This window comes from Paenirhodobacter ferrireducens (assembly GCF_004022265.1).
In the GTDB taxonomy this organism is placed as follows: domain Bacteria; phylum Pseudomonadota; class Alphaproteobacteria; order Rhodobacterales; family Rhodobacteraceae; genus Rhodobacter; species Rhodobacter ferrireducens.
In genome coordinates this window covers 1-18667 of record NZ_SAVB01000007.1, presented here as the reverse complement: position 1 = coordinate 18667, position 18667 = coordinate 1, and the positions used below count along the sequence as shown (strand labels likewise).

The 18667-nt window shown below is 68.2% G+C and carries 17 protein-coding genes; 6 read left to right on the top strand and 11 right to left on the bottom strand.

Annotated features, from left to right (window positions below; all coding sequences use genetic code 11):
• The first annotated feature begins 5 nt into the window (after positions 1-5).
• On the top strand, positions 6-137 hold the full coding sequence (locus EOW65_RS20370) for a hypothetical protein (RefSeq protein WP_276319597.1): 132 nt from the start codon (positions 6-8) through the stop codon (positions 135-137).
• The gene (locus EOW65_RS06860) at positions 134-847 is read left to right on the top strand and encodes a branched-chain amino acid ABC transporter permease (RefSeq protein ID WP_240664570.1); all 714 of its coding nucleotides are present in this window, start codon (positions 134-136) and stop codon (positions 845-847) included. The genes EOW65_RS20370 and EOW65_RS06860 overlap by 4 nt, the downstream gene beginning before the upstream one ends.
• Positions 848-910: 63 nt before the next feature.
• Here the strand turns inward: EOW65_RS06860 and EOW65_RS06855 are convergent, their stop codons facing one another.
• The 6 genes from EOW65_RS06855 to EOW65_RS06830 form a co-directional block, all read right to left on the bottom strand.
• Entirely contained in the window at positions 911-2920 is a 2010-nt protein-coding gene (locus EOW65_RS06855) for a CocE/NonD family hydrolase (RefSeq protein WP_128148232.1), read from the bottom strand.
• Between the two features lie 72 nt (positions 2921-2992).
• Positions 2993-4588: an ABC transporter ATP-binding protein gene (locus EOW65_RS06850; protein WP_128148231.1), complete on the bottom strand. Its 1596-nt coding sequence runs from the start codon at positions 4586-4588 to the stop codon at positions 2993-2995.
• Positions 4585-5415, bottom strand: coding sequence for an ABC transporter permease (locus EOW65_RS06845; protein WP_128148230.1), 831 nt, complete (start codon positions 5413-5415; stop codon positions 4585-4587). The genes EOW65_RS06850 and EOW65_RS06845 overlap by 4 nt, the downstream gene beginning before the upstream one ends.
• A gap of 1 nt (position 5416) precedes the next feature.
• Positions 5417-6376: an ABC transporter permease gene (locus tag EOW65_RS06840; protein WP_128148229.1), complete on the bottom strand. Its 960-nt coding sequence runs from the start codon at positions 6374-6376 to the stop codon at positions 5417-5419.
• On the bottom strand, positions 6376-7929 hold the full coding sequence (locus EOW65_RS06835; RefSeq protein WP_128148228.1) for an ABC transporter substrate-binding protein: 1554 nt from the start codon (positions 7927-7929) through the stop codon (positions 6376-6378). Before EOW65_RS06835 ends, EOW65_RS06840 begins: the two co-directional genes overlap by 1 nt.
• A gap of 130 nt (positions 7930-8059) precedes the next feature.
• Positions 8060-8977 (bottom strand): LysR family transcriptional regulator, encoded by a 918-nt coding sequence (locus EOW65_RS06830; protein ID WP_128148227.1) that lies wholly within the window; start codon positions 8975-8977, stop codon positions 8060-8062.
• Positions 8978-9175: 198 nt separating this feature from the next.
• On the opposite strand from EOW65_RS06830, the gene EOW65_RS06825 reads away from it, so the two are divergent.
• Positions 9176-9427: a CBU_0592 family membrane protein gene (locus EOW65_RS06825; RefSeq protein WP_128148226.1), complete on the top strand. Its 252-nt coding sequence runs from the start codon at positions 9176-9178 to the stop codon at positions 9425-9427.
• 28 nt (positions 9428-9455) lie between these two features.
• Here the strand turns inward: EOW65_RS06825 and EOW65_RS06820 are convergent, their stop codons facing one another.
• The 5 genes from EOW65_RS06820 to EOW65_RS06800 all read right to left on the bottom strand — a co-directional run bounded on the left by EOW65_RS06820 (position 9456) and on the right by EOW65_RS06800 (position 13924).
• Positions 9456-10520, bottom strand: coding sequence for an ABC transporter ATP-binding protein (locus EOW65_RS06820; RefSeq protein ID WP_128148225.1), 1065 nt, complete (start codon positions 10518-10520; stop codon positions 9456-9458).
• Positions 10510-11127 carry a cupin domain-containing protein gene (locus EOW65_RS06815; protein ID WP_128148224.1) on the bottom strand — a complete coding sequence of 206 codons (618 nt, stop codon included), beginning with the start codon at positions 11125-11127 and terminating at the stop codon, positions 10510-10512. The genes EOW65_RS06820 and EOW65_RS06815 overlap by 11 nt, the downstream gene beginning before the upstream one ends.
• A 68-nt stretch (positions 11128-11195) precedes the next feature.
• Positions 11196-12236: an ABC transporter substrate-binding protein gene (locus tag EOW65_RS06810; protein WP_128148223.1), complete on the bottom strand. Its 1041-nt coding sequence runs from the start codon at positions 12234-12236 to the stop codon at positions 11196-11198.
• A 54-nt stretch (positions 12237-12290) separates the two neighbouring features.
• Positions 12291-13067 (bottom strand): ABC transporter permease, encoded by a 777-nt coding sequence (locus EOW65_RS06805; RefSeq protein WP_128148222.1) that lies wholly within the window; start codon positions 13065-13067, stop codon positions 12291-12293.
• Complete coding sequence (locus tag EOW65_RS06800; RefSeq protein WP_206364025.1) at positions 13064-13924, bottom strand: ABC transporter permease; 861 nt, start codon at positions 13922-13924, stop codon at positions 13064-13066. Before EOW65_RS06800 ends, EOW65_RS06805 begins: the two co-directional genes overlap by 4 nt.
• A gap of 384 nt (positions 13925-14308) precedes the next feature.
• Between EOW65_RS06800 and EOW65_RS06795 the strand changes: the two genes are divergently transcribed.
• The 3 genes from EOW65_RS06795 (at position 14309) to EOW65_RS06785 (ending at position 18496) form a co-directional block, all read left to right on the top strand.
• Positions 14309-16093 carry an ABC transporter ATP-binding protein gene (locus EOW65_RS06795; RefSeq protein WP_128148220.1) on the top strand — a complete coding sequence of 595 codons (1785 nt, stop codon included), beginning with the start codon at positions 14309-14311 and terminating at the stop codon, positions 16091-16093.
• Positions 16090-17940, top strand: a complete 1851-nt coding sequence (locus EOW65_RS06790) for an ABC transporter ATP-binding protein (protein WP_128148219.1) — start codon at positions 16090-16092, stop codon at positions 17938-17940. The genes EOW65_RS06795 and EOW65_RS06790 overlap by 4 nt, the downstream gene beginning before the upstream one ends.
• Before the next feature lie 124 nt (positions 17941-18064).
• Positions 18065-18496 carry a RidA family protein gene (locus EOW65_RS06785; protein ID WP_128148218.1) on the top strand — a complete coding sequence of 144 codons (432 nt, stop codon included), beginning with the start codon at positions 18065-18067 and terminating at the stop codon, positions 18494-18496.
• Positions 18497-18667 lie beyond the last annotated feature (171 nt).

The window sequence follows — 18667 nt, the reverse complement described above, 5'->3', positions numbered from 1 at the left end:
CGGTGGTGCAGCTCGGGCCGCTGCGGCTGCCGGTGCTGCAACTGGTCGAGACCGGAGTGACGGCGGTCGCCATCCTCGCGCTGGTGGCGCTGCTGCGCGGCACCACGCTTGGCCTTGCGATGCGCGCGGCTGGCTGACCGGCTATCTGATCATCCGCGTCAGCGGCTCCACCGCCGAGGTCCCGACCCTTGCGCTGCTCGTCATCGCCTATGTGATCTTCACCGCCTGGATCGGCCTCACCCGCGGGCAGCGCTCGCTTTACGGCATCTTGGTGGTCTCCTCGCTCGCCACCGGCACGGTGATCGCGGCGCTGGTGATCTTCGCCGCGAAGCTGTTCCGCGACAGCCCCGCCGGGCTGCAACTGCGCGCCTTGAGCGAAGACATGCTCGCCGCACGCGCCATGGGGGTGCCGATCGCCCGGTTGCGCCACCTTGCCTGGACGCTTTCGGCGGTGGTCGTCGCGCTTGGCGGGGTGATGCACGCCACCTATCTGGGGGTGATCGGGCCGAACAGCTTCTCCTTCAACCAGACCTTCCTGACGGTGGCGATGGTGATCCTTGGCGGTGCGCGCTCGGTCTCGGGGGTGATCGCCGGCAGGCTCGCGATCTCGGTCGGCAACGAGATCGCCCGCACGATCGAGAACGGCCCCGAAATCCTCGGCCTGCAGCTGCCCGAGATGTTCGGCCTCACCGGCTTCTTCCTCGGAGCGGTGATCGTCGGCACGATGATCCTGCGCCGCGACGGGATCCTGGGCGATCTCGAATTCGAGGATCTGATCGCGGCGCGGCGGCGCCGGCGCGCGAGGGGGCCGAAACCGCTCGTCCCGCTGCACGAGGGGCAAAGCTGAACCGAAACCCGGCCGGGGCATGAACCGGCCGGGCTTTCTGCAATGGCGCCCCCGGGCCCCGCTTCAGATCAGGTGGCGCGGGATGGCCTCGGACCAGTCGCGGCGCGCCACCTCGCTGTCGCCCTCGCGCGCGACCAGATGGCCGCTGAGGTGGAAATGCGTCGCATCCGAGGTCATCTCGGTCACCGTCTCGACCCGGGTGCGCCAGCCCTCGCGCCCCATCTCGTAGCTTTGCGTCAGCACGTAGCGCGCCGAGAGCGGGTCCTCGGGCCGGATCGTCAGCTCGCGCCGCAGGTTGTGTTCCAGCTCGGTGCCGATCTCGTCGAAGCGCACGACGCCCTCGCCGAAGAGGCCGCCGCGCCCTTCCGTGACATAGGTCGCGACGCCGGTCAGATGGTCGAAACTCGACTGCCGCAGCATCAGCCCCGGGTCGGTCTGGGTCATCGGCGTGCGCGGCCCATGGGCGGGCGGCGCGAAACGCACCTCGGTCTGCGGCGCGGCCGGATCGCGCACCGGCAGGGCGAGCGTCGAGCCCGCCGGGATGACGGTGACGGTGGCGGCGCTCGGCGCGGGCCAGATCGCCGGCCAATAGGCGGTGCCGACCGAGACCCGGATCCGGTGGCCGGGCAGGAAGCGATGGCCGCAGGCCGAAAGCGTCACCCGGACCCGATAGGGTTTGCCGGGCACGAGCGGCGCGGGCGTCTCGTGGCTGTCGCGATGCGTCAGGTTCAGGACCTGATACGAGACCCGCAGCACCTCGCCCGTGGGCAGCACATCGCACAGCCGCACCGCCAGCTGCGCCACCGGCGCATCGGCGCTCAGCTCCAGCATCAGTTCGGGCGCGCCGAGGATCTCGACCGCCTCCTCGAGCACCGGCGTGGTGAAGTTCAGCGAGCCGCCATCATCGAGCCGCTGGTCGGTCGGCATCTCGCCATCGCAGCCGGTGCCCATCCATTCGCCCGCCGCGCGGCCGTGGTCCTGCGGCGAGCGCACCGGCAGCGTCGCATCCGAGGGCTCGGGCGTGTCCGCCAGCGCGCCGTCGGCGCGCAGGTGCAAGAGCCGGTCGGCGATCGCCGGGCTCGGCCAGGAGGGCTCGCCGACCCAGCGGCCGGGCTGCGCCTTGCGGGTGCCGGTGGGCGCGACCGGGTCGTTGATGAAGGCGCGCAGCTGCGGCTCGTCCATCACCCCGGTGTCGACGCCCTTCAGCCACTGATCCCACCAGCGCACCGCCTCCTGCAGGAAGCCGATCGCCGGGCCGGGCACGCCGTCCATCGGGTAGATGTGGCCCCAGGGCCCGATGATGCCACGCGCGGGCACCTGCAGCTTGGCCAGAAGCCGCGGCACGGTGTTGGTGTAGCTGTCGGCCCAGCCCCCCACGACGAGCACCGGGCACTGGATCGCCGACCAGTCTTCCTGCACCGAGCCGTGCTTCCAATAGGCGTCATAGGTCTGGTGTTCGGTCCAGAGCGCCGGGAAGAACGGCAAGGTCGCGATCCGGTCGAGCCAGCGCGCGCGCCAGCCCTCGCCCGCGATCTCGGGATCGAGCGGGCGCGACTGATAGGCCAGCATGATCGAGCCCCACCACAGGTTGTCATTCAGCAGGCAGCCGCCCATGAAATGGATATCGTCGCGGAAGCGGTCGTCGGTGGAATAGCAGGTCAGGATCGCCTTCAGCGCCGGCGGGCGGCGCATCGCCACCTGCAGGCAGTTGAAGCCCGACCAGCTCTTGCCCATCATGCCGACATTGCCCGAGCACCAGTCCTGCGCCGCGATCCAGGCGATCACCTCGAGCGCGTCGTCCTGCTCGAGCTTCAGGTATTCATCGGCCATATGCCCGTCGGAGTCGCCCGTGCCGCGAATGTCGACGCGCACCGCGGCATAGCCGTTTTGCGCGAAATAGCCGTGCATCGGCTCGTCCCGGCCGCGGGTGCCGTCGCGCTTGCGGTAGGGAATATATTCGAGAACCGCCGGCACCGGCTTCGAGCGCGCCCCCTCGGGCAACCAGATCCGGGCCGCGAGGCGGGTGCCATCGCGCAGCGTGATCCACGTGTTTTCAATGACTTCCAAGTTCATTTTGCCCTCCGCAGGCATGTCGGGAAACGGGGGGCGCGGTGCGCCCCCTGCAGGATCTTGAGGAAATTCGGGTCAGCGCGCGGCCATGACCTCGTCGAGCCAGTCGGTGCGCAGTTGCGGCACCGCATCGAGCAGCCGGCGCGTGTAGGGGGCCTGCGGATCGGCGAACAGCGCGGCGGTCTCGCCGGTCTCGACCACCCGGCCCTTCTGCATCACCATCACCCGATCGGCGAGGCGCTGCACCACCGAGAGGTCATGGGTGATGAAGAGATAGGTCATCACCAGCTCGTCCTGCAGCTTGCGCAGAAGCCGCAGGATCTCCTCGGCCACCAGCGGATCGAGCGCCGAGGTCACCTCGTCGCAGATCATCAGCTCGGGCTCGGCGGCAAGCGCGCGGGCGATGCAGACCCGCTGCTTCTGTCCGCCCGAGAGCGCCGAGGGCAGGCGCGCGGCGAAATCGGCCGGCAGGCCGATCTGCTCGAGCAGCCGCACCACCTCATCCGCCAGCGCCTTGCCGCGCAGTCCGCGGAACAGCGCCAGCGGCCGGCCGATCGCCTCGCCCACGCTCTGGCGCGGGTTCAGCGCCACGTCGGGCAGCTGATAGACAAGCTGGATCCGGCGCAGCTGCGCGGGGCTCCGGTCGCGGAACCGCGGCGGCAGCGATGCGCCGTCGAAGGTGACGGTGCCGGCGCGCGGCGGCAACAGCCCCGACACCAGCCGCGCCAGCGTCGACTTGCCCGAACCGGATTCACCCACTACCGCCAGCGTCTCGCCCCGCTTCAGCGTCAGCGAGACGTCATGCAGCACCGGCGTCTGGCCATAGCTTGCAGTGACCTTCTCGACAGACAGCAGCGCCTTGCCGGTGCGGTGATGCGCGCCCGAGACCGCGCCAAGGCTCTCGCGCCGCTCCGACACCAGCGCGCGGGTATAGTCCTGCTGCGGCGCCTCGAGCAGCGCGGCGGTGGGCCCGGTCTCGACCTCGCGGCCATGGCGCAGCACCATCAGCCGGTCGGCGATCTGGGCGATCACCGCGAGGTCATGGGTGATGTAGAGCGCCGCGGTGCCATAGCGCCGGATCATCTCGCGCAGAAGGGCCAGCACCTCGATTTGCGTGGTCACATCGAGCGCCGTCGTCGGCTCGTCGAGCACTAGGATGTCGGGCTTGCCCGCCATCGCCATCGCGATCATCGCGCGCTGCAGCTGGCCGCCCGAGACCTGATGCGGATAGCGCGCGCCGAAATGCTCGGGGTCGGGCAGTTGCAGCGCCCGGAACAGCTCGAGCATCCAGGCGCGGGCCTCTGCCTCGGGCATCAGCCCGTGCAGCAGCGGCACCTCGAGGATCTGGGTGTCGAGCCGCATCGCCGGGTTGAAGGCGGCGGCCGCGCTTTGCGCGACATAGGCGATGCGGGTGCCGCGCAGGGCCTCGCGGGTTTTCCGCGAGGCCTCGCGCATCTCGGTGCCGACAAGGCGGATCTCGCCGCCGGTGATCCGGCAGCCGCCGCGGCCATAGCCCATCGAGGCCAGACCGATCGTCGACTTGCCGGCACCGGATTCGCCGATCAGGCCGAGCACCTCGCCCGGGTTCAGATCGAGCGAGACGCCGTGCAGCAGCACCGCGCCATTCGGCGCCTCGACCCGCAGGTCGCGGATTTCAAGCACATGGCTCATCGGTTTTCCCCCTGCACGGTGGTGCGGCCGGCCAGCGCCCAGTCGACGACGAGGTTGACGCCGATGGTGACCAGCGCAATCGCCCCGGCCGGGAACAGCGGCGCATAGAGGCCGTAAAGGATGCCCTGCTGGTTGTCGCGCACCATGCCGCCCCAGTCGGCGAAGGGCGGCTGCACGCCAAGGCCCAGATAGGACAGGCCGGCGACGAACAGGAAGGTGAAGCAGAAGCGCATGCCGAATTCGGCCAGCAGCGGCGGCAGCGCATTGGGCAGGATCTCGCGGCGCAGCATCCACCACAGCCCCTCGCCGCGCAGGCGGGCGACCTCGGCATATTCCATCACCACGATGCCCTGTGCCACCACGCGCGAGAGCCGGAACACCCGCGTGCTGTCCAAAAGCGCGATGGTGCCGATCAGCACCGGTAGGCTGGAGCCCAGCGCCTGCAGCACCACGAGGGCCGAGATCAGCACCGGGATCGACATGATGACGTCGATCAGCCGCGCCCCCACCAGATCAGGCCAGCCGCCATTCAGCGCGGCCAGAAAGCCGAGCGGAACGCCGATGCAGAACGAGATCAGCACCGCGGCAAGCGATACGCCGACCGACATCCGCGCGCCGTAGAGCAGCCGCGAGAGCATGTCGCGCCCGTTCTGGTCGAGGCCGAGCAGATGGCCCGCCGAGGGGTCGGCGAAGGGCGTGCCCAGCACCTCTTCCTGCCCGAAGGGGGCGAGCATCGGCCCGAACAGGAACAGCGCCGCGGTGGCGGTGACGATCAGCAGCCCGAGCAGGGCAGAGAGCGGCAGCCGCCCGAAAACCGGAAGGGTCATCTCAGACCTCCTTCGCGCGCGGATGGCGCAGGCGCGGGTTCAGCGCGATCGCGGCGACATCGGCCACCAGGTTCAGCACGACATAGACCGCGGCAAAGACCATCGCCGCCGCCTGCACCATCGGCAGGTCGCGTTTCGACACCGCATCGACCATGAACCGGCCAAGCCCGTTGTAGTTGAAGATCGACTCGACCAGCACGACGCCGGCGATCAGATAGGTCAGGTTGAAGGCGACGACGTTGACGATCGGCGCCAGCGCATTCGGCGCGGCATGGCGCAGCACGACGCGCCCGTTCCTCATGCCCTTGAGATAGGCGGTCTCGATATAGGGCTGATCCATCACCGCAAGCACGGTGGTGCGCGTCATCCGCATGATCTGCGCCACGGTGACCAGAACCAGCACCAGCATCGGCAGGGTGGTGGCCTTGAGCCAGGCGGCAAGCCCCATCCCCGACCAGGTGTCGGCAAGGCTCGGCAGCAGCCCGTATTGCACGGACACGAAGAGGATCAGCAGCAGGCCGAGGAAATATTCCGGCAGCGACACGGTGGCCAGCGCCACCAAAGTCGCCACCCGATCGAAGAGCGAGCCGCGAAACGCCGCCGAGGCGATGCCCAGCCCGACGGCCAACGGCACCGCGATCACCGCGGCATAGCCCGCGAGCGCCATGGTGTTCCAGAACCGCGGCCAGAGCAGCTCGCCCACCGGCTGCCGGTTCGCCAGCGACACGCCCAGATCGCCTTGCACGATGCCCGCGGCCCAGCCGAGATAGCGCGCCACCGGCCCGGCGTTCAGGCCCAGCTGCTCGCGCAGCGCGGCCAGCGACTCGGGCGTCGCATTCTGTCCCAGGATCGCCGCGGCGACATCGCCGGGCAGGAGTTCCGTGCCGGCGAAGACCAGCACGGACACCAGGGCGAGGGTCACGACCCCCAGCCCCAGACGTTGCACGATCAGCTTGCCCATCAGCTGTCCAGCCAGACCTTTTCGGCGAGCCGGGCGCCCATCAGGTTGAACATCGGGTGCGGGGTCACGCCCTTCACCTTCTTCGACACGCCGTCGAGATAGTCGCCGAACATCGGGATCATCGCGCCGCCCTCGTCATGGATCATGCGCTGCAGCTCCCAATAGATCTCGCGCCGCTTCTCGTCGTCGAGCAGCGCCCTCGCCTCGCCGAGCAGCCGGTCGAAATCGGCATTGGCCCAATGCGTGTCATTCTGCGCCGAGGCCGAGGAATAGGCGATGGTCAGCATCTGGTCCGCCGTCGGCCGCCCGCCCCAATAGGACATGCAGAACGGCGCCTTCATCCAGACATTGTCCCAATAGCCATCGGCCGGCTCGCGCTGGATCGACACCTCGATGCCCGCGGGCGCCGCCGCGGTGCGATAGATCGCCGCCGCGTCGACCGCCCCCGGGAAGGCCGCATCCGAGCTTTGCAGCGTCAGCTTCAGCCCGTCCATGCCGGCCTGCTTCAGGAAGAACTTCGCCTTCTCCGGGTCATAGGCGCGCTGCGCCAGCTCGGTGTTGAAGAAGCGGTCGGTGACCGGGATCGGGTGGTCGTTGCCGAGCGTGCCATAGCCCAAAAGCGCGGTCTGCAGCAGCTGCTCGCGGTTGACCGCGTATTTCACCGCCTGGCGCAGGTTCACATCGGTGAAGGGCGCCTGCGTGCAATCCATCAGGAAGGTGTAGTGCTGCCCGCCCTTCGAGCGCACGATCTGCAGGGTCTTGTTGCGGGCGAGCAGGTCGACGGTCTTGAAGTCGAGGCTGTTGATCGCCTGCACCTGCCCCGACATCAGCGCATTGGTCCGCGCCGCGATGTCGTTGATGACGATCACCTCGACCGCATCGACATTGGCGCAGCCCGGCTTCCAGTAGTTCGGGTTGCGGGTGAAGCGGGCGCGCACACCGGGCTCGATGCTTTCCGGGATGAAGGGGCCGGTGCCGATCGGGTTCGCCCAGTCGTCAAAGCCCGCGGGCACCACCAGGAAGTGATAATCCGACAGCACATAGGGCAGGTCCGCATTGCCGGAGGCGAGGGTGATCTTCACCTCGTGCTCCGACAGCTTCTGCACATCGGCAAAGGCCGCCGCGACCGAGCGCGCCGCCGAGGAGCTGTCGCCGCGGTGCAGGTTCAGCGAATAGACCACGTCATCGGCGGTGAGCGTCTTGCCGTTGTGGAAGGTCACGCCCTGGCGCACCTTGAACACCCATTCCAGCGCCCCCGCGCCCGCTTCCCAGCTTTCGAACAGCTCGGGCCGGGCGATGTTGTCGGCGTCGATCTCGACGAGGCCGTTCATCACCATGTAGGCTTGGTTCACCGGCACCCAGTCGTTCAGCTTGCGCAGGTCGAAATCGTCGGTGGTCGAGCCGCCGCCGATGCCCATGCGCAGCAGTCCGCCGCGCTTCGGCGCGTCTTCGGCGCGCAGCTGCCCGGGCAGCAGCGACAGCGCCGAAAGCCCCGCGGCGCCGGCCAGCAGGCCGCGGCGCCCGATCTGAAGTCCCGTTCCTCGTGTCGTCATCTTGCCCCGCACGCTTTCGCGGCGTCTCCCTGGTGCTGCCCCTGACCGGGGTCGCTTCGTTGTTCACTCGAACCTAGGGAAACCGCCCCGGCGGGCAAATGAATTTCCGTCATACCCCCGTGACGGGCGGTCAGTCGCCCGGCCCCGGCGGCGCGGGCGCGCCGGTGCCGTGGCGGTTGCTGGCGACCAGCCAGTCAGCCAGACGCCGGGCCGACTGGCGCAGGTGGCGCTGGCTCGAGCGCATCAGGTAATATTGTCCCTGCCCGGTCAGGCGATGCGGATGCGCCTCGACCAGCCGGCCGGCGTCGATCAGGTCCTGCACCAGCCAGGTCCAGCCCATGGCGACGCCAATGCCCTGCATCGCGGCCTCGATCGCCAGCCGGTAGCTGCCCATCTTCCAGCGCATCGTGTCGGGCGGCAGCGCCACATCGGCACTGAACAGCCAATTGCCCCAGTCCGTCCATTCCTTGAAGGTTTCCTCCATGGTCAGCAGCAGCGGCGCCTCCATCTCGACCAGCGGCGGCTGACCGGGTGCACAGACCGGCACCATCCGCTCGGGGCCAAGCGGCTGCATGACGAAATCGGCCATCCGCACCGGACGGTGATAGATCCCCAGATCGTATTCGTCGGGCCGCAGCTGCGAGATGTTCTCGTCCACCCGCAGCTTGAGTTCCAGCCAGGGCAGCTCGCGGCGCAGCGCGGCAAGGCGCGGCATGATCCACAGATCGGCCACGCCCTGCGAACAGGCGAGCACCACGCGATGGCTGTCGCGCGCGCCCTGCATCCCCTCGCCCAGAACCGAGAGCGCATCCATCGCCTGCCCGACCTGCAGCGCATATTCCTGCCCAAGCGCGTTCAGCACCACGCCCGAAGCGGTGCGCTCGAACAGCACCGCGCCGATATGATCCTCGAGCCGCGAGATCTGCCGGCTGACCCCGCTTTGCGTCAGCCCCAGCATCTGCGCCGCGGCCGAGATCGAGCCGCAGCGCGCCACCGTCTGGAAGGCGATCAGGGCGTTGAGCGGGGGGATGCGCTGGCCGGTCGTCATGCGGTCCTCGATTGGGGTCTGGTGTCTGAAATGGCACGAAACCTGTCCGCGCCATGCCATGAAAATTTATCATGCCCCCATACGCAAGCCCCCCGTTTCGTTTTCCGCCGCCGGGACTAGAACGGCGCCACGCAGCCGCGCGTCGCGGCCGTGCAAGATATCCCGCCGGTCGCAACCGGCATTCTCGGAGTGACGGGCATGAACCTGCCTGACCTGATCGGCCTTGTCGGGGCCGGCGCCTATCTTGGCGCCTATGCGCTTCTGCAGATGGGGCGGCTCTCCGTCCGCGACGGGCGCTATGCGCTGCTGAACGTGCTTGGCGCGCTGGCGCTGCTGACCTCGCTGTTCTGGCAGTGGAATCTGGGCGCCTTCGTGTCGCAAGGCGCGTGGCTGCTGTTCACCGTGGTGGGGTTCCTGCGCAACGCGGCCCCGCAGCGGCGCGCCGCCTGAGGCGCGCCCCGAACAGATCGGGCCGGGCTCAGGCCGGCAGCACCACCGGCACCGCGCCCGCGCGCAGGCGCAGCGCCGCACTCGCCCCGGCGGCGGGCAGGTCGGCCGCGGCCGAACGCGGCACGTCGAGGATCATCTCCTCGCCGCTGGAAACCCGGCCGATCACCCGCAGGCTGCGGCCGTGGAAGACCACGTTCTCGACCCGGATCGGGATGCCGGCGGTGGCGGTCGACAGCTCGAGATCCTCGGGGCGCAGGCCCAGAACCACGGCGCTGCCCGCACCGAACCCATGCGCCTCGGCCGGCATCGGCAGGCTCGATCCCGGCACCTCGAGCCGGCCATCGGCCGAGACCTTGCCCGGCAGCAGGTTCATCGTGCCGATGAAGCCCGCGACGAAGCGGGTGGCGGGGCGGTCGTAAAGCTCGGCCGGCGAGGCGATCTGCTCGATCTCGCCGCCCTGCATCACCGCGATCCGGTCCGAGATCGACAGCGCCTCGGTCTGGTCATGGGTGACCATCACGAAGGTGGTGCCAAGCCGCGCCTGCAGGTTCTTCAGCTCGATCTGCATCTGCTCGCGCAGGCTCGCATCGAGCGCCGAGAGCGGCTCATCCAGCAGCAGAAGCTGCGGCTCGCAGACGATCGCGCGGGCCAGCGCCACGCGCTGACGCTGCCCGCCCGAGAGCGCCGAGACCGGGCGCTTCGCCTTGTCGGCCAAGCCCACGAGCTCGAGCGCCTCACCGACCTTGCGGCGGATCTCGGCCCGCGGCGTGCCGCGCACCGAAAGCCCGAAGGCCACGTTCTCGGCCACGTCCATATGCGGAAAGACCGCGTAATCCTGGAACACCGTGTTCACCGGCCGGCGGTTCGGCGGCAGATGGCCGATCTCGGCGCCGCCGAGCAGGATCTGCCCCGCACTTGCCGCCTCGAACCCAGCGACCACGCGCAGCGTCGTCGTCTTGCCGCAGCCCGAGGGGCCGAGCAGGCTCACGAATTCGCCCGCCGCGATGTCGAGGTCGATGTCCTTCAGGCCGAAATGCCCGTTGCCGAAGATCTTGCTGACCTTGCGCAGGCTCAGGAGCGGGTCATTCGTCATCGCGCACCTCCGATTTCTTGGTGGCATTGATCCAGATGATGAGGCAGCGCTCGTCTCCCTCGTTGCGGAAGGAGTGGAGCAGCAGCGAGCGGAAGGCGAAGCTGTCGCCGGTGCGCAGATGATAGGTGGTGCCGTCGATCACCAGCTGCGCCGTGCCCTGCATCACGAAGCCGAACTCGTGGCCCTGATGCGAATAGGCCTCGGCGGTGCCGCCACCGGGCTCGACCTCGACCAGCATGCCGGTGAGCGCGGCGCCGGCCGGCGACAGCAGCTGCTTGCGCACCCCCTCGGAATGCACCGGGATGTCGCGCCGGTTGCCCGCGCGCACGCAATAGATATCGTTGCTCTCGGCACTGTCCTCGAGCAGCCGCGCGGCATCGACGCCGAGCGCGGTGGCGAGCGGCCAGAGCGTGCGCACCCGGAGCGAGGAGACCCCGCGCTCGATCTGGCTGAGCGCGCCGACCGAGATCCCTGCCTGCCCGGCAAGTTCGGTCAGCGACAGCCCCGCCTCGAGCCGAAGCGCGCGCAGGCGCCGCCCGACCATGACGTCGGCGTTGTTCTCGTCGCGCGCGGTGTCGGCGGCGTCGGTGGAAATGTCCTGCCCCATCGTCTCTTTCTTCTCGCTTTCCGGCTGTGGGCAGGGGCCACCGGCCCCCGCCCTGTTCCTGGCCCTGCTCAGCCGCCGGCCTTGATCCGCTCGAACATCTTGGCAAGCTCGTCATTCTGCTTCATCGGCCCGGTGAAGACCGTCGTCGAGAGCATCGTCTGCGGATCGGCGGGCAGTTTCAGCTCGTCGAGCTTCTCCTGCGGCACCTCGGCGAAGGCGGTCGCGGTCGAGGCGCCATAGCCGTAATTCTCGATCAGCGCCTTGCCCGAGTCGGGCTCGAGGCGGCTGTTGATCAGATCATAGGCGAGATCGACGTTCTTCGCGTCCTTCAGCAGCACGAAGCCGCAGGTCCAGGTCAGCATGCCTTCCTTCGGGTTCATGAACTCGACCGGCACGCCCTGCTTCTTCAGCGCCACCGCAGAGGCGTTCCAGGTCATCGCCGCGACGAGTTCCCCCGAGGCGAGCGACTGCTCGACCGAGGTCATGTCGGTGGTATAGCTCGACAGCACCGGGCGCTGTTCGCGCAGCTTCTCCTCGACCTTCTTCAGCCCCTCGGCATCCATGTCGAAGGGGCTGACCCCCGCCAGAAGCGCGGCGACGACCGGGGTGTCATGCACCGCGTCGATGGTGGCAAGGCGGCCGGCATATTGCGGATCCCAGAGCATGTTCCAGCTCTGCTCGGCATCGGGCGCGACCATGTCGGAGCGGTAGAGAACCGAGGTATTGCCCCAGTCCCACGGCACCATCCAGACCTTGCCATCGCCCGCTTGGATGTCGGGCAGCTCGCGCAGAACCGGGAAGATGCTGTTCCAGTTCTTGATCCGCGTGGTGTCGATCGGCTGCAGCAGGCCTTCCTTGTTCCAGCGCGCGATCTTGTCATAGCAGGGATGGGCGACATCGGGGTGGAAGCCCGCCTTGACCTTGGTGAAGGCGTCGTCGTCATCGCCGAAGACCGAGGTCTCGAGCGCGTCGGGATGCGCCTTCAGGAAGCTCTGGCTGAACTCGGGCAGCTCGTACCCCGACCAGGTGAAATAGCTGAGCTTGTCCTCGGCCAAGGCGGGCGTGGCGACCCCGGCCGCAATCGTCAGCGTAAGCAGCGTCTTCTTCATTGGTGTGACCTCCTGTTGTTGTTCGTCTTGGTTTTCTTGTCGTTCCGGGCGGGCTCAGACCCGGCTGCGCCGGCGCAGCAGCTCCGCGAGACCCGCAAGCAGGGCGGAGACCAGCAAGATCAGCGCACCGAGCGCCATCACCACCGGCAGCGATTTCGGGAAGCGCAGCTGGCTCCAGATATAAAGCGGCAGGGTGGGCTCCGTGCCGGCGAGGAAATAGGCGACGATGAACTCGTCGAACGAGGTGAGGAAGGACAGCGTGAAGGCCGAGCCGATCGCCGACCAGGCGAGCGGCAGCACGGCGCGGCGGAACACGGTGAAATCCGAGGCGCCAAGGTCGGCCGCCGCCTCGGCGATCGAGCGCGGGATCGCGGCGAAACGCGCGCGCAGCACGGTGACCGCGGCGGGCAGGCAGACCAGCACATGACCGAGCACGATGGCAATCCGCGACGGCCCCAGCCCGGCCAGGTTGACGAGGATCAGCAGCGCGATGCCGACGATGACCCCCGGGATCAGGATCGGCAGCCGCGCGAGCACCCCGATCAGCCGCGACAGCACGGGGCGCGGGAAGACCTCGAGATAGGTGATCGTGGTGGCGCAGAGGGTCGCGATGCTGGCGGCGGCGAGGGCAATGAACAGGCTGTTCCTCAGCGCCTGCCCGATCGCCGGGGTTTGCAGCAGCGTGCGATACCACTCGAGCGTCAGCCCCTTCATCGGGAACGCGGCCTGGATCGAATCATTGAAGGAAAACAGCGGGATCAGCGCCACGGGCAGATAGAGAAAGACGAGATAGGCGCCGATGTAGATCGGCAGCAGGCGGCCCTGTTTCATGTCCGGCTCCCCCAGCGGCGATCGGCCTGCCGCACCAGCGCGACGGCGATCAGGATGACGAGCATGGTGGCGGTGGCGAGTGCCGCGCCGAACGGCCAGTCGTTGGCCTTGCCGAACTGCGCCTGGATCAGGGTGCCGATCATCGTGCTGGCCGGGCCGCCGACCATCGCCGGCGTGACGTAATCGCCCAGCGTCGGCACGAAGACGACGAGCGCCCCGCCCAGAACCCCGGGCATCGAGATCGGCAGCACCACGCGGCGAAACAGCTGCGCCTTGGTGGCACCAAGATCCGCCCCCGCCTCGAGCAGCGAACGCGGGATCGTCTGCAGCGCGACATAGATCGGCAGGATGGCGAAGGGCGCATAGGCATGGGCCAGCGTCAGCACCACCGCCGCCGGGTTGTTCAGGAACATCATCGACGGCTTGTCCCACAGGCCCAGCTCGATCATCGCCGAGTTCAGCACGCCGTTGTAGGCAAGGATGATCTTCCAGGCGAAGACGCGCAGCAGGTAGCTCGTCCAGAACGGCAAGGTGACGAGGAACAGCAGCAGGCCGCGATGCTTGCCGGCGCGGAAGGCCAGATACCAGGCGACCGGATAGGCGGTGACGACGGTGGCGAGCGTCACCAGCCCCGAGATCCAGAGCGAGCGCAACATCACCCTGGCATAGAGCGGGTCGGCCAGGATCTGCGCGAAATTGCCCAGCGTCAGCGGGCCGCGCAGCAGCCCCTGGTCATTCACCCGGAACCCGAGCCCCAGCACGAGCGCGAGCGCGAAGATCACCAGCCCGAAGGTGACCAGCGCCCCCGGCAGGGACATCGCACACAGGAACCCTGCCCCGTTTGCCAGTTGTCGCATCGTCTCTCCCATCCCTTGTCGGAAAGATCTCGGCGGAGAATCGGAAACCGGATCTATATTTTTCTGATTTGTGAAAATGTATGAGCCATTTTCATTTCTGTCAAATCCCATGGCCCGCGGCGGGTCGGCCTGCCCCGGCGCCGCACGCGATCGGACAGTCCCCGGCACCGCCCGAAGCCGAAGCGCGTGCGCAACCGGATCGGGCATCCGGGGCGCAAGCCGGCGACGGGCAAGCCGCGCCCCCGACGACGCGACCGACGCACCGACGCACCGACGCACCGACGCACCGACAGCGTTTCCAATCGCGCGAAATCCGGTACATAAATTGGAGAGCCGCCTCCGCCCGATACCGGACGACGCCGGTTGCATGCGAACAGGCCGACCATGACCGCAAACACGTCCCCCGCCCCCATCGCAGCGCCGGCAGGCACGGCGAAGCGCTGGACAGCCCGGCTCGCATCGCACCGCGGGCCGCTGCTGGCGCTGCTGCTGTGCCAGCTCGGACAGGTTTCGGCGTCGCTGCTGTTGCCCGGCTTCAGCGCCGATGTCATCGACCGGGGCATTCTTGCCAAGGCGCCAGACGTGATCCTGCACTACGGCGGGCTGATGGGGAGTGCCGCCCTGACGCAGCTCCTGCTCAGCGTCACGGCGGTCGTGCTGGGCGCCCGGATCTCCTTCCGGGTCGGCCAGGCCCTCCGCTCCGAAATCTTCGACAAGGTCCACCGCCTTGCCCTTGCGCAGGTCCAGAGCTTTGGCATCGGCTCGCTCATCACCCGCTGCACCAATGATGTGCTGCAGGTGCAGACCATGCTGATCATGTCGCTGACGATGATCGTGATCGCGCCAATCATGGGGATCGGCGGCGCCTTCATGGCCGCGCGCCAGGACGTGCAGCTGTCGGGTCTGCTGCTGGTCGTGGTGCCGATCCTGGCACTCATCATCGGGTTTTTGACCCTGCGCGCGACGCCGCTGTTCCAGCGGATGCAAGGACAGATCGACGGGGTGAATGCGATCTTGCGCGAACAGATCGAGGGCATCCGGGTGATCCGCGCCTTCATGCAACAGGGGCGCGAGGCGCGGCGCTTCGCGACCGCCAATACCGGGCTGACGGACACCGCACTTCGGGCGGGACGGCTGATGGTGACGATCATGCCCGCGGTCACCGCGGTGATGCAGCTCGCCTCGGTGGCGCTGATCTGGGTGGGCGCAGACCGGGTGACCGCGGGCGGCCTGCAGGTCGGCGCGCTGATCGCCTTCCTGTCCTATGTCTCGCTGATCCTGATTTCCGTGATGATGATGGGGATGCTGATCGTGATGTTGCCGCGCGCGCTTGTCAGCGCGCGGCGGATCACGACCCTGCTTGAAACCGCAATCACCGTCGCCCCGCCCGCCCATCCCGAACCGCTGCCGGCGCGGGGCAGCGGCCTGCCCCTGCGCTTCGAAGGCGTCAGCTTCGGCTATCCCGGCGCCGAAGCCATGGTTCTCGAAGACATCGCCTTCGAGGTCGGACCCGGGGAGGTTCTGGGCATCATCGGTGCCACCGGTTCGGGCAAGTCCACGATCATCAACCTGATCGCCCGGCTGGACGATCCGACGATCGGGCGGGTCCGGCTGGGCGGGATCGACCTGCGGGCCATCGCGCCCGAAACGCTCGCCGGCCGGATCGGCTACGTCCCGCAGAAATCCTACCTCTTTTCCGGCACCATCGCCGAGAGTCTGCGCTTCGGCAATCCGGATGCGGATGAGGCCGCGCTGTGGCGGGCCCTCGAAATCGCGCAGGCCGCCGATTTCGTCCGGGCCCTGCCCGACCGGCTGCAAGCGCCCGTTGCACAGGGCGGCACGAATTTTTCCGGCGGTCAGCGGCAGCGGCTGGCCATCGCGCGGGCGCTTGCCTGCGATGCCGACCTCTATCTCTTCGACGACAGCTTCTCCGCGCTCGACCAGGCCACGGATGTCCGGCTGCGGACGGCGCTCCGGCAGGCGACCGGCCATGCTGCCACGGTCATCGTCAGCCAGCGGGTCGCCTCGATCCGGGACGCGGACCGGATCCTGGTGCTGGACCTCGGCCGGATCGTCGGGCTTGGCGCGCATGCAGCGCTGCTGGCAGATTGCCCGATCTATGCCGACATCGTGCACACGCAGCAGAGCCTGGCGGAGGATGTGGCATGAGCGGGAACGATGATCTGCGGCCGGCCGCCGCACCGCGTCGCACTCCCGGCATGCGCGGCACGGGAGCCGCACTTGGCGGCGAAAAGCCGAAGAACGCGGCGGGCGCGGCCCGGCGGATCTGGCAGGCCTTCGGCCGCCGCCGCTGGTTTCTGCTTGCCTCCGTCCTCCTCAGCATCGGCAGCGTGACGGCCAGCACGGTGGGACCGTGGCAGCTTGGCAAGGCGACCGACCTTCTGGTCAGCACGGATTACAGCCCGGCCGCACTGGTCCACCAGCTGCTGCTGGTGGCGGCGATCTATCTCATCGCTTCCGCCTTCAATCTGGCTCAGGCCCGGCTGATCAACGAGGTGGTGCAGGTGCTTGGCCGCGACCTGCGCCACCGGGCGCAGGATAAGCTCGCGCGCGTGCCGCTCAACTGGTTCGACGCGCAGCCCCGCGGCGAGATCCTGTCGCGTTTCACCAATGACATCGACAACGTGATCCAGAACCTGCAGCAGGTCGCCAGCCAGATCATGCTGATGCTGCTGACGGTCGTCGGCGTGCTGGCGATGATGACCCTCCTGTCGCTGCCCCTTGCCGCCATCGCCGCAGCGGCGATCGGATTGTCCACCTGGCTCAGCCGGCTCCTCACCAGTGCCGCGCGCCCGCAATTCACCGCGCAGTGGCGCGAGACGGGGAATCTGAACGCCACGGTGGAGGAAAGCTTCACCGGTCAGGCCCTGGTGCGGGTCTTCGGCGCGCGGTCGCGGATCGAAGCGCGGTTCGCGGACCAGAACAGGGCGCTGACCAGAAGCAGCATGACCGCCCAGATCTTTGCCAGCCTGATCCAGCCGTCGACGATGTTCGTCACCAACCTTGCCTATGTCGCGGTGGTGGTCGCCGGGGCGATGCGGGTGCTGGCCGGGACGCTGAGCCTCGGCGAGCTGCAGGCTTTCATCCAGTATATCCGGCAGATCGGCCAGCCGGTCTCCCAGCTCGGCAGCATGGCCGCGCAGGTGCAATCCGCGCTGGCCTCGGCCGAGCGGGTGTTCGCGCTGCTGGATGCGCCGGAAATCGAGCCCGACGATGCCGCGGCCGAGCATCTGCCGCAGCCGGTCAGCGGGCATGTGTGCATTGAGCGCGTGGGCTTCCGCTACCGGCCCGACCAGCCCCTGTTCGAAGATGTCAGCCTCGAGGCGCGGCCCGGCCAGACGCTGGCCATCGTCGGCCCGACGGGGGCGGGCAAGACCACGCTCGTCAACCTGCTGATGCGCTTTTACGAGATCGACCGCGGCGCGATCCGTCTCGACGGGATCGACATTCGCCGCCTCTCCCGCACCGAGCTGCGCGGGGCGATCGCCATGGTGCTGCAAGATACCTGGCTGTTCACCGGCACGATCCACGACAACATCGCCTATGGCCGTCCCGAAAGCAGCCGAGAAGCGGTGATCGCGGCCGCACGGCGCTGCCATGTCGACGATTTCGTGCGTACCTTGCCGGCGGGCTATGACAGCGTGCTGGAAAATGCCGGCGCAACGCTGTCACAGGGTCAGCGCCAGCTGATGACCATTGCCCGCGCCTTCCTTCTGGACACGCCGATCCTGATCCTCGACGAAGCCACGAGCTCGGTCGACACCCGTACCGAGATGCTGATCCAGCAGGCGATGACGGAACTGCGCCGGGGCCGGACGAGCTTCGTCATCGCGCACCGGCTGTCGACCATCCGCGACGCCGACCTGATCGTCTACCTCGAGGCAGGCTCCGTGCGCGAGACCGGCACGCATGAGGCGTTGATGGCGCGCAAGGGCGGCTACTGGGCGCTCCAGCAGGGCGGGATGGTGGCCACCCGGCCGTCCCAGCCGCGATAGGCGCCCCGGCAAAGCCGCTGCCCCGATCGTTTCGCATAATAGCTGCGATCAGGCCTTCCGAGGGAAGCAGGATGCATGGCGTCACGGAGGGCGATAAGCTCGCCGGAAAAGATGAGGAACACGCATGGACAGGACCATCATTGACGTGCCGGTGATTTCTGCCGGTCTGAGACGTATCGGAGCCCCGGTGTCGGCGCTCGTCCGGTGCGGAGGCATGCTCTACACCTGCGGCATGCCGCCGATCGACCTGAACAGCGGCGAGATCGTGCGCGGCGACATCACCACGCAGACGCGGGCCGCCCTGGAGGCCCTCGCCTTCGCGCTCGACTTCGGCGGCTCGTCGCTGTCGCAAACGGTGAAGGCCACGGTCTATCTCGCAGACAACGCCTTCGCTGCGGCGATGAACGCGGTCTACAGGAATTACTTCCCCAATGGCTTCCCCGCGCGCACCTGCATCGCGATCAATACATGGCCGGACTTCGCCATCGAAATCGAATGCATAGCCCCGGTGCTCCGGCCTGTGGATCGCGCGCCGGACGGAACCATCCAGATCTGACACGCCCCAACCTTGCCCCGTGGCCTTCCCCCCATGGCTTTCTTCTTGGCCCAAAGACCTCGGGGGTGAATGCGCCACAGGCGCAGAGGGGGCAGCGCCCCCTCCCTGCCCCGGCCTCAATGCCCGAGGATCTGGCTCAGGAACTGCTTCGTCCGCTCCGACTGCGGGTTG